10 protein-coding genes are annotated in these 13,955 nt (G+C 52.9%); 4 read left to right on the forward strand and 6 right to left on the reverse strand.

All coding sequences use genetic code 11. From position 1 onward, the window contains the following. Positions 1–836 precede the first annotated feature (836 nt). Both alaA and yfbR read left to right on the forward strand, forming a co-directional pair. Positions 837–2,054 (forward strand): alanine transaminase AlaA, encoded by a 1,218-nt coding sequence (alaA, locus tag AC791_RS15810; RefSeq protein WP_049841355.1) that lies wholly within the window; start codon positions 837–839, stop codon positions 2,052–2,054. 88 nt (positions 2,055–2,142) lie between these two features. Continuing rightward, positions 2,143–2,742, forward strand: a complete 600-nt coding sequence (gene yfbR / locus AC791_RS15815) for a 5'-deoxynucleotidase (RefSeq protein WP_049841356.1) — start codon at positions 2,143–2,145, stop codon at positions 2,740–2,742. Positions 2,743–2,803: 61 nt separating this feature from the next. Here yfbR and AC791_RS15820 read toward each other — a convergent pair whose 3' ends face one another. The 4 genes from AC791_RS15820 to yfbV all read right to left on the reverse strand — a co-directional run bounded on the left by AC791_RS15820 (position 2,804) and on the right by yfbV (position 6,420). Beyond that, on the reverse strand, positions 2,804–4,636 hold the full coding sequence (locus AC791_RS15820) for an SLC13 family permease (protein ID WP_049841357.1): 1,833 nt from the start codon (positions 4,634–4,636) through the stop codon (positions 2,804–2,806). A 77-nt stretch (positions 4,637–4,713) separates the two neighbouring features. Then, positions 4,714–5,373: a sugar phosphatase gene (locus AC791_RS15825; RefSeq protein WP_049841662.1), complete on the reverse strand. Its 660-nt coding sequence runs from the start codon at positions 5,371–5,373 to the stop codon at positions 4,714–4,716. Positions 5,374–5,384: 11 nt separating this feature from the next. Further along, a complete protein-coding gene (locus tag AC791_RS15830) occupies positions 5,385–5,879 on the reverse strand; it encodes a YfbU family protein (RefSeq protein WP_049841358.1) in 495 nt (164 codons plus the stop codon). A gap of 85 nt (positions 5,880–5,964) precedes the next feature. After that, positions 5,965–6,420, reverse strand: a complete 456-nt coding sequence (yfbV, locus tag AC791_RS15835; protein WP_049841359.1) for a terminus macrodomain insulation protein YfbV — start codon at positions 6,418–6,420, stop codon at positions 5,965–5,967. A 334-nt stretch (positions 6,421–6,754) separates the two neighbouring features. Between yfbV and ackA the strand changes: the two genes are divergently transcribed. Continuing rightward, positions 6,755–7,957: an acetate kinase gene (gene ackA, locus AC791_RS15840; protein WP_049841360.1), complete on the forward strand. Its 1,203-nt coding sequence runs from the start codon at positions 6,755–6,757 to the stop codon at positions 7,955–7,957. 79 nt (positions 7,958–8,036) lie between these two features. Next, positions 8,037–10,178, forward strand: coding sequence for a phosphate acetyltransferase (gene pta / locus AC791_RS15845; RefSeq protein ID WP_049841361.1), 2,142 nt, complete (start codon positions 8,037–8,039; stop codon positions 10,176–10,178). Between the two features lie 67 nt (positions 10,179–10,245). On the opposite strand, the gene AC791_RS15850 is transcribed toward pta, so the two are convergent. Both AC791_RS15850 and AC791_RS15855 read right to left on the reverse strand, forming a co-directional pair. After that, on the reverse strand, positions 10,246–13,296 hold the full coding sequence (locus AC791_RS15850; RefSeq protein WP_416202302.1) for an autotransporter domain-containing protein: 3,051 nt from the start codon (positions 13,294–13,296) through the stop codon (positions 10,246–10,248). A gap of 285 nt (positions 13,297–13,581) precedes the next feature. Then, positions 13,582–13,896, reverse strand: coding sequence for a hypothetical protein (locus tag AC791_RS15855; RefSeq protein ID WP_049841363.1), 315 nt, complete (start codon positions 13,894–13,896; stop codon positions 13,582–13,584). Positions 13,897–13,955: the final 59 nt, after the last annotated feature.

Consider the following 13,955-nt stretch of genomic DNA (forward strand, 5'->3'; position numbering starts at 1 on the left):
TTTTTCTTTGCGCAGAGGGTCTGAACGAGCGTTATTGCAAATACATACCTGCTAACAATCAGCAGGCTCCCTGGCTATATTTCAAATGACATCAGTAGATACAAATATTCACGCAAAAATTTTGTAGATAAATGTCGACATAAATACATGTATTTAAAAGCCCGAACAATGCGGCTGTCAGCCGTTCAGTTGGGCACTCATACTATTAATGTAAAAGAAACATAAGCAATAACAACGTAATAAAGCATTTTGCATGAAGGTCACGGCCGCAACTATTGGGCCTGTGGACTATTCACACTTGCATCTTAACTGAAAAACTCCAGGGTTATAAGAGCATCTACGAATAATCTTACAAAGTTCTTTTTCCCAGGAACAATTGTTTTTTATTAAATTAACATTTGGCAAAGATGAATCATAAACAATAAAGAATCTTTAATTATTTACCAGGTCTTTTATTAACAACATTTAACATCAGATTTACAAAAATGTGTTCGTTTATCCGGTGTATATTTCCCGGATAAATAAAGAATACCGTTTTCAGTCAGAAGATACGTACTGGCCCTCTGGTTCGTATCTGTACGCCATCTGCCAGACGCTTTTAGCAGAAAATAAAGCTCCGCAGGCAAAACATCAGGCGCAAATCCCCTGCTCTGTGATTAAAGCATACGTTAATAGCATTTATGTGACGTTATCCAGCAAGAATGCCCTCAGCGAAAAACGGCATTCTACAAAATCTTCCTCTACCGCCCCTTCAAAAAATGCCGTGTGGAGAGTACATTATTCGGTGCCAGCTTCCACGGCAGGGAGCGGTTCTCATCGCTAAAAGGTCAAGGTTCATGTCCCCCATTGAAAAATCAAGCAAATTAGATAACGTCTGTTATGACATCCGTGGCCCGGTTCTGAAAGAGGCTAAGCGCCTTGAAGAAGAGGGTAATAAAGTCCTGAAGCTTAACATTGGCAATCCGGCTCCCTTCGGTTTTGACGCGCCTGATGAAATTCTGGTAGACGTGATCCGCAACCTGCCTACCGCTCAGGGATATTGCGACTCAAAAGGGCTTTATTCTGCGCGTAAGGCTATCATGCAGCACTATCAGGCGCGCGGTATGCGTGACGTTACCGTTGAGGATATCTATATCGGCAACGGCGTGTCTGAACTTATTGTACAATCTATGCAGGCGCTGCTTAACAGCGGCGATGAGATGCTGGTTCCGGCCCCGGACTATCCGCTATGGACGGCTGCGGTTGCGCTCTCCAGCGGTAACGCGGTGCATTACATTTGCGATGAATCTTCTGACTGGTTCCCGGACCTTGATGATATCCGCGCCAAAATTACGCCACGCACCCGCGGCATTGTCATTATTAACCCTAACAACCCGACCGGTGCCGTTTACTCAAAAGAGCTGCTGCTGGAGATTGTTGAACTGGCACGCCAGCATAATCTGATTATCTTCGCCGACGAAATCTACGACAAGATCCTTTATGATGATGCCGAGCATCACTCCATTGCACCGCTGGCTCCCGATCTGCTAACGATTACCTTTAATGGACTGTCAAAAACCTATCGCGTTGCTGGCTTTCGTCAGGGATGGATGGTGCTGAACGGGCCGAAGAAACACGCTAAAGGCTATATTGAGGGGCTGGAAATGCTGGCGTCCATGCGCTTGTGCGCTAACGTTCCGGCGCAACATGCTATTCAGACGGCGCTCGGTGGCTATCAGAGCATCAGCGAATTTATTCAGCCTGGCGGCCGGCTGTATGAGCAGCGTAACCGCGCCTGGGAACTTCTCAACGATATCCCCGGCGTTTCCTGCGTGAAGCCAAAAGGCGCGCTGTACATGTTCCCCAAAATAGATGCCAAACGCTTTAATATTCATGACGACCAGCGCATGGTGCTTGATTTCCTGCTGCAGGAGAAAGTACTGCTGGTGCAGGGATCGGCCTTCAACTGGCCGTGGCCGGACCATTTCCGCATCGTCACGCTCCCGCGCATAGATGACCTGGAAATGGCGCTGGCTAAATTTGACCGTTTCCTTTCTGGTTATCATCAGCGTTAATTTCAGCCTATCGGGCCGCCGGAATTGCATCCGGCGCTCATCTCAGCGCACAATGCCCCCTGGTGTTGTTGTTTTCATAGGGGTCACCATGAGCCAGAGTCATTTCTTCGCCCATCTTTCTCGTCTTAAGTTAATTAACCGCTGGCCGCTGATGCGTAACGTACGCACCGAAAATGTCTCCGAACACAGTTTACAGGTGGCGATGGTCGCTCACGCGCTGGCAGCGATCAAAAACCGTAAATTCAACGGCACGTTAAATGCAGAACATATTGCGCTGCTGGCGATGTACCACGATGCCTCAGAAGTGCTGACCGGCGATCTCCCAACCCCGGTTAAGTACTTTAATTCGCAAATTGCCCAGGAATATAAGGCGATAGAGAAAATTGCCCAGCAAAAACTGGTCGATATGGTGCCCGAGGAGCTGCGCGATATTTTTGCACCGCTGATTGATGAGCATCAATGTAGCGCAGAAGAACACGCTATCGTTAAGCAGGCTGATGCGCTGTGTGCCTATCTGAAATGCCTGGAGGAGCTTTCCGCCGGGAATAACGAATTTCGCCTGGCAAAAGGACGGCTGGAAAAAACGCTGCAAGCCCGACGCAGTGAAGAGATGGACTATTTTATGCAGATATTCGTGCCCAGCTTCCAGCTATCGCTGGACGAAATTAGCCAGGACTCACCGCTCTGATCTTACTGGCCTGCCCGGGGCGGCTTCGCTTTACCGGGCATCGCGGTCCATCTTAGTGGTCTTAGAATGGAAACAGCATTGGGATCAGCACCACGCAAACCACCATGACCAGCACGGTAAACGGCACGCCAATTTTAACGAAATCGCTAAAATGGTATTTCCCCGGTCCCAGCACCAGCGTATTGACCGGCGATGATACCGGCGTCATAAACGCGGCAGAAGCGGCCATGGCGACCATCATGGCAAACGGATACGGCGAAACGTCCATTGAGCGGGCTGCCGCCAGCGCCACAGGAGCCATCAGTACGGCGGTGGCGGTGTTAGAAATAAACAGACCAATCACCGCGCACATCACAAACAGGCAAACCGACATAAAATAGGGCCCCCAGCCCCCGCCGATATCCATCAAACCTTTCACGATCAAATCAATACCGCCGGTTTTTTGCAGCGCCAGTGCAAAGGGCATCATGCCGACAATCAGAATAATGCTCGGCCAGTGAATCGATTTATAGGCGCTGGCGGCGTCAATACAGCGGAACTTTGCCATCAGCAGGCAGGCGATAATGGCCGCTACCGGATTTGGGATTTCGTCCGTCAGCATCAGGGCGATCATCAGGACCAGACAAAATATGGCATGTGGAGCCTGACTGTGCGCGGGAGAGGCTTCGCTCTCTTCAATGGGCATATTGTGCACCACAAAATCACGCCCGGCTTGTGCCAGCTGGCTTATCTGTCTCCAGTTACCAACCACCAGCATAATGTCGCCCACCTGCAAAGGCTCATCAACCACCGGCCCTTCAATGGCGGCTCCGTCGCGCCTGAGGCCCACAATATTCAGACCGTACCGGGTACGAAACGCGATTTCACGCACCGTTTTACCTACGCATTCGGAGTCGGGGATCAGGGAAATCTCGGCCATACCGACATCCAGCGCCTGCTCGGAGAAATACTCGCCGCGTAATACCATCGGCTCCAGCATCTGTTCGCCGCAAAACTGGCGTAAATCGACATCCGCAGCCGAAATATCAATGAGCAACACGTCACCGACGCGAAATTCGGAGACGCCATTCACATTGACAATCACCCGGCGAAAACGCCGCCAGCGCTCGACGCCAATGACGTTCGCGCCGTAGCGCTCGCGCAGCTTGAGATCGTCCAGACGCTGGCCGATCATCGGAGAGCCGGGGCGAATGGCTAAACGACGAGCGCGCCCGGTCAGCCGGTAGGCTTTAATTAAATCGCGAAAAGAGGAACGCTTCTTCCCCTCCCGCGACAGATCCTGCTGGTCGCCCTTGAACATAAAACGCATCAGCAGCATGTAAATCACGCCCAGTAACAGCACCACCAGCCCAATCGGCGTGACGCTGAAAAAGCCAAAACCGCCTAATCCTGCCCGCAATAATTCGCTGTTAATCACCATATTTGGCGGCGTGGCGACCAGCGTCATCATGCCGCTGATCAGCCCGGCAAAACTCAGCGGCATCATTAATCGTGAGGGGGAAATTTGCATTCGGGTCGCAACGCTTAACACCACCGGAATAAAAATAGCCACAACGCCTGTGGAACTCATAAATGCGCCCAGCCCGGCGACGGTCAGCATAAGATAAACCAGCATTTTGGTTTCGCTACTGCCCGCAACGTTAATTAGCCACGCCCCCATGCTGGTTGCCACACCGGTACGAACCAGTCCGTCACCAATAATAAACAGTGCCGCAATCAGGATAACGTTGGGATCGCTAAAGCCAGAAAAGGCTTCGTTAAGGGTCAACGTGTCGCTTAAAATGAAGGCTACGATGACCAGCAATGCGATCGCATCCATACGAATTCTGCCCGTGGCAAATAAGACGATCGCCACTGCCAGAAGGCAAAGAACCCAGATTAATTCACCGTTCACAACGCATCCTTGTCAGCCCAGGGGAATTGCTATAGTGCCATAAAAAAACCCCGCAGAAGCGGGGCTAAATCATGAGATCAGGGATTAATACTGACCCTGATGTTGCCATCAGGCTGCTTATGTATAGCGACACCGCTGAGGGTCGTGAGATTGAAGTCGACCTCATTAAGACGCGGCATATCCTGAGGCACATTGACCGCCATAACGTGACACCCTGCGGCAAGGCCGGACAGAACCCCCGCAGCGGCATCTTCGACCACCAGGCACTCTTGCGCAGCCAGGCCAAGTAATTCAGCACCCAGCAGGTAAGCATCCGGTTCAGGCTTGCCGCGCGTGACGCGCTCGGCGGTAACAAACACCGCCGGCATCGGCAGACCCGCCGCGTTGTGACGAGCATGGGCCACCGGAATCGAACCTGAGGTCACAATGGCCCACGGGATAGCGTTTTGCTCGAGCGTCTTCAGCAGTTCCAGCGCGCCGGGTAACGCCCGGATGCCCTCGGTATCCGTTGCTTCGAGTTGCTCAAGATAGGCAAATTCCGCAAGAATTTCCGCCTCGGATTTCCCGGCCAGAAAATGACGTAGCGAGGTTATAGCTTGTTTGCCATGAATAAAATTCAGTATTTCATCATGGTCGATGCCAAACCGATCGGCCCAGTGGCACCAAGACCGTTCCACTACGGGAAGCGAGTCTACCAGCGTTCCGTCCAGATCAAACAGAAATCCTTTGCACAGCACACCGACCTCCATCAGGCATTAATGATTTGATTGATTTCGTTACTGCTCAAATGGTACTGACGAGGGCAGTTGTGCCAGGCACTCAACATACGCTGGTATTTTTCCCACATAGGCGTCTGGGCGTTGAAGCCGTGAGTACCTGCGTCAAAATGGGTATAGCGGCCTTCGGTGTTGACCATGAAACGCACATAGCTGAGATAGCGTGCTTCCGTGGCCGCGTCAAAGCCCAGGAAAGTCACGCGGCGTTCATCGATGGTTTCTTTATCTTTGAGATTATCCCAGGAGACGCGCAACGCGTGATACATCTCCATGATATCGATAATGGCGCGACAAGTTTCTTCGGTTAACTGGCCAAATTCCCGATCCAGCTCGCGCATTTGCAGCCCGTAGCCACGCTCAATAATGGTTTGCAGACGACGATAGCGTTCGGCGTTGTCAGGGTCGAGCATGGTCATCATTTTGTACTGGTTAGACAAAATCAGGCGTTGAGCGTTGGTCATTTCCATTTCTGACTCCTTTGGCACTTTACGGCGTTAAAAAAAGAGGCACATTTTTTATGTGCCTTCTTTTATATGCGTAATTGAGGGGTAATTACAAATCATCCAGAAAAGTTTTATCCAGTTGTTTGAAGGCGCGCTTAAGCGTGTCAGCCAGCGCCTGGTAATCTGGCTTACCTTCGACCGGGGCAAGAGCCTGCCCTGCTTCCTGAAGTTTTCCACGCACTTCATAAAACCAGTTTAAAATAGTCGGTGGTAGCGGCGTTGCTGAGCGCTTGCCCAGCCACCACAGGCCCTGCATCGGCAGGCTTATGGCAAAAATGGCGGTTGCCACGGCAGGCCCTAACTGGCCTCCGAGAGCAATTTGCCAGCACAGGGTAAAGATGGCGATGGGCGGCATAATGCGAATGCCAAAACGCGTTGCGCGAATGGCCCGGTTTTCAACAAAAACCGGCGCCAGCTGTTTTTCCATCGGCCATGTCTTTGCATAGTGCTGGCCACGACGAAACTGGCTAAAAAATCCCGCCGGGCGGATTTCGGGTGTCGGCATAGCTATACCTCAACTTCACATATAAAAATTAAAAAATCTGTGCAAAACAACAACTGTGTACGGCATCGTTCAAAACATTTTGTCACGGGACCCCGGTATCAGGTATCCTGTGCCCGCTCCGGATGTCTTAGCGCTTACTCCCGGGCTTGTCAAATTGATGCATCGTCAGCTATTGGCTGAATATTGCGCAAAATGACGTAAACTATTATGAATTTCTTCCATCATGCCTGAAAATTGATTTGAGCATGATGTTAATCATAAATATCAGAGTCGCCATGCGTTACGCTTAGACTTCTGACGTTTTTTTAGCCACGTATCATAAATAGGTACTTCCATGTCGAGTAAGTTAGTACTGGTTCTGAACTGCGGTAGCTCCTCACTGAAATTTGCAATCATTGATGCAGTAAATGGTGACGAGTACATTTCTGGTTTAGCCGAATGTTTCCATCTGCCGGAAGCCCGTATCAAATGGAAAATGGACGGCAATAAACAAGAAGCGGCTTTAGGTGCAGGTGCCGCTCACAGCGAAGCGCTGAACTATATGGTTAATACTATTCTGGCACAAAAACCAGAACTGTCCGCACAGTTGACCGCTATCGGCCACCGTATCGTTCATGGCGGCGAGAAGTATACCCGCTCTGTCGTTATCGACGAATCTGTTATTCAGGGTATCAAAGATTCCGCCTCTTTTGCACCGTTGCATAACCCGGCACACCTGATCGGTATTGCCGAGGCGCTGAAGTCTTTCCCACAGTTGAAAGATAAGAACGTCGCTGTATTCGATACCGCGTTCCATCAGACCATGCCAGAAGAGTCTTACCTCTATGCCCTGCCGTACAGCCTGTATAAAGAACACGGCGTTCGTCGCTACGGCGCACACGGCACCAGCCACTTCTACGTCACTCAGGAAGCAGCAAAAATCCTGAACAAACCAGTAGAAGAGCTGAACATCATCACCTGCCACCTTGGTAACGGCGGTTCTGTTTCTGCTATCCGTAACGGCCAGTGCGTTGACACCTCAATGGGTCTGACCCCGCTGGAAGGTCTGGTAATGGGTACCCGTTCAGGTGATATCGATCCGGCGATTATTTTCCATCTGCACGATACTCTGGGCATGAGCATTGAGCAGATCAACAAAATGCTGACCAAAGAGTCCGGCCTGCTGGGTCTGACCGAAGTCACCAGCGACTGTCGCTATGTTGAAGATAACTACCAGACCAAAGCCGACGCTAAACGTGCAATGGACGTTTACTGCCACCGCCTGGCGAAGTACATCGGTTCTTACACCGCGCTGATGGACGGTCGTCTGGACGCCGTTGTCTTCACCGGTGGTATCGGTGAAAACGCTGCGATGGTACGTGAACTGTCTCTGGGCAAACTGGGCGTTCTGGGCTTCGAAGTTGACCACGAGCGCAACCTGGCCGCTCGCTTTGGTAACACCGGTTTCATTAACAAGGAAGGCACCCGCCCTGCGGTTGTGATCCCGACGAATGAAGAACTGGTCATCGCTCAAGACGCCAGCCGTCTGACTGCCTGATTCACTCCACCGCCAGCCAACGCTGGCGGTGCTGTTTTATCTCCCGCCCGAACCGGGTGGTAACCAAAGAGGATAAACCGTGTCCCGTATTATTATGCTCATCCCAACCGGAACCAGCGTCGGCCTGACCAGCGTCAGCCTTGGCGTGATCCGTGCGATGGAACGTAAAGGCGTGCGCCTGAGCGTATTTAAGCCTATTGCTCAACCGCGTGCCGGCGGCGATGCGCCAGACCAGACCACCACGATTGTGCGTACCAACTCTGGCCTGCCAGCGGCTGAACCGCTAAAAATGAGCCACGTTGAGTCTCTGCTCTCCAGCAATCAGAAAGATGTGCTGATGGAAGAGATTATCGCTAACTACCACGAAAGCAGCAAAGACGCTGAAGTCGTTCTGGTTGAAGGTCTGGTCCCGACGCGTAAACATCAGTTTGCACAATCGCTGAACTATGAAATCGCCAAAACGCTGAACGCCGAAATCGTGTTTGTTATGTCTCAGGGCACCGACACGCCAGAGCAGTTGAAAGAGCGTATGGAACTGACTCGCAGCAGCTTCGGCGGCGCGAAAAACGCCAACGTGACCGGCGTTATCGTGAACAAGCTGAACGCGCCCGTTGATGAACAGGGCCGTACCCGTCCCGATCTGTCCGAGATTTTCGACGACTCCAACAAAGCGCAGGTTGTGAAAATCGACCCGGCACAGTTGCAGAATAACAGCACCCTGCCGGTTCTCGGCGCGGTACCGTGGAGCTTCGATCTGATCGCAACCCGCGCTATCGATATGGCACGTCACCTGAACGCGACCGTAATTAACGAAGGCGACATCAACACCCGCCGCGTGAAGTCTGTGACCTTCTGTGCCCGCAGCATTCCGCACATGCTGGAACACTTCCGCGCAGGCTCCCTGCTGGTAACTTCCGCTGACCGTCCTGACGTGCTGGTTGCTGCATGCCTGGCTGCCATGAACGGCGTGGAAATCGGTGCCATCCTGCTGACCGGTGCTTACGAGATGGACCCCCGCGTGAGCAAACTGTGCGAACGTGCTTTCGCCACTGGCCTGCCGGTATTCATGGTGAACACCAACACCTGGCAGACCTCTCTGAGCCTGCAAAGCTTCAACCTGGAAGTGCCGGTTGATGACCATGAGCGCATTGAAAAAGTTCAGGAATACGTTGCCAGCTATATCAATGCCGACTGGATCGAGTCTCTGACCGCGACGTCAGAACGCAGCCGCCGCCTGTCTCCGCCAGCGTTCCGTTACCAGCTGACCGAGCTTGCGCGTAAAGCAGGTAAACGTGTTGTTCTGCCGGAAGGCGACGAGCCGCGTACTGTTAAAGCGGCGGCAATCTGTGCCGAGCGCGGCATCGCAACCTGTGTGCTGCTGGGTAATCCAGATGAAATCACCCGCGTTGCTGCGGCTCAGGGCGTAGAACTGGGCGCTGGTATCGAAATCGTCGATCCGGAAGTGGTACGTGAAAGCTACGTGGCTCGCCTGGTTGAGCTGCGTAAGAGCAAAGGCATGACCGAAGCCGTTGCCCGTGAACAGCTGGAAGACAACGTGGTGCTGGGTACGCTGATGCTGGAGCAGAACGAAGTTGACGGTCTGGTATCCGGTGCGGTTCACACCACCGCCAATACCATTCGTCCGCCGCTGCAGCTTATCAAAACCGCACCGGGCAGCTCGCTGGTGTCTTCTGTGTTCTTCATGCTGCTGCCGGAACAGGTTTACGTTTACGGTGACTGTGCGATCAACCCGGATCCGACCGCTGAACAGCTGGCCGAAATCGCCATCCAGTCTGCCGACTCGGCGATTGCCTTTGGTATTGAGCCGCGCGTGGCGATGCTCTCCTACTCCACCGGTACGTCTGGTGCAGGTAGCGATGTAGAGAAAGTACGTGAAGCGACTCGTCTGGCACAGGAAAAACGTCCTGACCTGATGATCGACGGCCCGCTGCAATATGACGCTGCGGTAATGGCCGACGTGGCAAAATCTAAAGCACCGAACTCTCCGGTTGCGGGTCGTGCGACCGTGTTCATCTTCCCGGATCTGAACACCGGTAACACCACCTACAAAGCGGTACAGCGTTCTGCGGACCTGATCTCTATCGGGCCAATGCTACAGGGTATGCGCAAGCCGGTGAATGACCTGTCTCGTGGCGCACTGGTTGACGATATCGTCTATACCATCGCGCTGACGGCGATCCAGTCTTCCCAGCAGGACTAACCTGTTCGCTAATTAAAAAAAGGCCGCAACGGTTAACGTTGCGGCCTTTTTTATCATGTGAAAAGGATCAGAACGACCAGCGGATATTGGCATTCACCGCATTGTCACGGGTATCAGAACCAAATTGTCCCTGATAGCCGAGATCAATACTGGCCGTACGTGACAGCCGCACGCTGACACCGGCATCGCCAACCAGCGAATCCTCATCTACCGCATTACCCTGAGTAATAAAGGTATCGCTACCCGCAAACGCCATCCGCGATGAGGCTTTTTTATCGCCGTACGCGTGCTGCCAGCCCAGTGAACCATAGAGACTCACGTTTTGCGGCAGTTCCGTTACGCCACGCACGCCGAGGGTAGAAAAGAAGGTATCCATCGTTTTGTTGCGCACGTTTAATGCCGCGGCACCGCCTTTTTCACTAAAACTGTCAGTATGCAAACGGACATAACTCAGGTTAACAAACGGCTCAATATTCATTTCTGGCTGACCTAAGCGGTAACCTGCTTCGGTGAATGCCAGCAGCGAATTTGCGTCGTAATCCGAACGCAGACGGTCGGAGAAACCGTTAAAATCAACGCTACGCTCACCGTCGAGTTTGTGCCAGGTGTAACCCACCGCCCCGCGCAGGGAGAAAGCGTCCTGCTGTCCTGCGGCATACAGACCGAGGTGATAGTTATCGCTGTCGATGCTCGAACGACGACTGTCGACATCGTAATCGCCACGGCTGTAGCCAAAATAGCCGCCGATGCGCACGTCGCGATCGTCGAGCTTGCGGTCAGCGCCGATCAGGAAACCGGTCGTACTGCCGTCCAGCTTACCGGTATTACCATCGCCATCGTTTTTATTCCACGAGCCAAAGGTCTGGCCCCAGACGCCATTGTTCCGATCGTCTGCCGACTGAACCAGCGACATCGCCATCGGCGGGACCGGCAGCGCATCATTATCAAAAACGCGCAGCATTCGCTGATTCAGGACGTTAAGCACTTTACTGCTACCGGCGATCAGGTTCGACTGCATGGAAGGATAAGCCTCACCGGAAAGCTGATTAAAAGCGTCACGCGCTTCAGGCGCGCTTAACAGCAACAGTGAGTTGTACAGCGCCAGAGACGGCCCGCTTTGCGTCAGGGTTGAGAGCGCGCCTGCGGTATTCCACTGGTTATCAGTTTCAGCCACGGTCTGGAAAATACCCGGCTTGCCGCTGCCCGGATTACCGGCGCCAGGATTGCCGTTACCGGGGTTGCCGGTGCCGGGATTGCCGTTACCGGGATCTTCACCACCCGGATTGCCGTTACCGGGGTTACCGGTACCCGGATCTTCACCGCCCGGATTGCCGTTACCCGGGTTGCCGGTGCCCGGATCCTCACCGCCCGGATCGCCGTTACCCGGGTTGCCGGTGCCCGGATCCTCACCGCCCGGATCGCCGCCACCCGGGTTACCGGTACCCGGATCTTCACCGCCCGCCTCTTTTTGCGCAATCGTTAAATCAACGGCGTTTGCACTCTGGTCCAGCGCCACGTCAAGGAATGCGGAACGGGAGAGGACAGAAGCAAACTGACCGTCAATGCCGCCATTTGACGTCAGGATGCGATAGCGCTGTCCGGTTTGATAACTGGTCTGCGGATCCAGCGCATTCACCTGCACTTTTGCCTGCTCACTGATAGTGGTCTTTCCGTCGACTAACAGCTGGTCGCTTCGGCCATCCCCTGCGATATCAACGTCATAAAACGACTCACCGATAAAATTAAGGTAGCGCTTCAGGGTCAGCGTACCGATATTACCGTCGCCAGGAGAAATATGACCGCCGGACAGGATCTCCGTCTGCCCCAGCGTCCCGTTACCGCCGAGCGTGCCGCCAGACTTAATTGAGGCGGCGCTGCTGTAGCCCACCCCATTACTGACATCGGAACCGGCGGTGCCATTAAGGATTAGCGTACCGCCGCTCTCCGCGCTCAGCGTTTGTACATCAAAAAGATTATCTTCTGGCTGAGTATTGATATCGCCGGCGATAATAATTTTACCGCCGCGCGCCGCAACATTAGCCTTAAGCCCGGTAAGATCGCCGCTTAAGGTGGTCTGTCCGGCCGTGTTGATGACATCACCTTCACCGGTCATGGTGTTACTAAAATCATAATTGTCGGCAGTGTGATTGAAATAGACATAGCTGCCGAACAGTCCGCCGCGCAAATCGATCGCGGTTTGTGGATCGATAACCCCTACACCGCCTGCGGCTCCGAGCGTTGGCTCAGTCAGCCCGGTGCCGGTATCCAGATTTCCCCGACTGCCCACGATCAGCACGCCACGGTTGGAGCCGGAGCTTGTCGTTCCCAAGACCAGCGCGTTACTGCCTGCGGAGAATACCCCGCCATCTGCTACCGACAGTACGCCATTACCGTAATCGCCGACATTGACCGTGCCGGCGCTGGAAAGACGTGCGCCTTCCCCGGCAATATACAACTCAGCCGTTCTACCCGATCCGGAGACGCCTGCAACCTGAATGTTACCGACATTGACCGCACCGCCATTCAGGACGTCGAGGTCGCCATTAAGAGCCAGCGCGTTAGTCACGTTCCACTGCGAATTATTACCGGTTACCGTGGCTTTCGGACTTAGGGCGTCAGTATCATCTGGCCCGGAACCGCTGCCAATCCGCGCTTCATTGGCGGTGGTCAACACCGCACCATCTTCAATCAACACGGTCGAGCGCGCGCCTAAATCGATGCCGACACTCAGGAAGTTACTGGTGACTCTGGAGCCTGGCCCCGTGACAATCAGGTGGCTATCGTAGCCCCGGTTAGCACCCACCACGATTTCCTTCGCGCTGGCCAGCGCGCCCTCTTCGACACGTAATGTGGCCAGTCCTAAATTTAAATCACCGCGCAACACGTATTGATCGTTAACCGCGTTTAATTCGCCATTCGGCCCTTTAACTGTCACGCTGCTGTCATGAATTTGACCGTTGGAAACACGACCGATATTAATGTTATACGCGGTAATTTTGCCATTATCGATAAGCAGATTCCCGCTTTGATTACGACCAACATACACATTTCCGGTATAGCCCAGTGATTCGCTCACCGTTGATTCACCATCAAAAATGGCATCATCAGCGCGAGCCATATCGGCGGGCCCTAAAAACAGTAACGGTGCAGAAAATAATGCGAGGTATAGTTTAGAAAGAGGCGTTTTAACCGCTAATGGTTGTGAGAAATTCGTGTTCACGTGCTGTCTCCATTTAATTAGCGTGGTATCACGAAGGTCGTTGCTTTAAAAAATGTGATGCACTGACGGCTATAGCAACGTATTTCGCGAACGCAGGCTTGCAGGGCACTATTTAACGTAGCGAAAGCAGATTACGCTGCGTTGAAGGAATTAAAAGATCGGCCAGGCCGATCCTGGAACGCATTATTTATGTGTAACCACAGGTACACAGCTTGGGGCGCTGAGCGTGGGTGCCGAACCTAAAATCCCGGCCATCATTAGCGAGGAGCAGTCAAAAATACGCCCCTTTTCCGTGGTTGCGCGATATGTCAGCTTTTGCCCGCCGAGCGCATCAGGCTGTTCCCCATTCACATTGGTCACGATAATTTCATCTGACGATCCGAGGCCCAGCATTTTGGCCGTTTCTGCCTGAAGCAGTGGAACAGCCTGATCGGTTTTCATTGTTGAGCAACCGGTCAGCAGCATCGTAACGGTTAAGACGGCAAGTGTTTTTTTCATAAATTATCCTTTATAACCAGACAGTTCATGACACTGAATGGCTTTATGTTTTCTCTTAT

Source organism: Klebsiella sp. RIT-PI-d, from assembly GCF_001187865.1.
Lineage (GTDB): Bacteria > Pseudomonadota > Gammaproteobacteria > Enterobacterales > Enterobacteriaceae > Superficieibacter.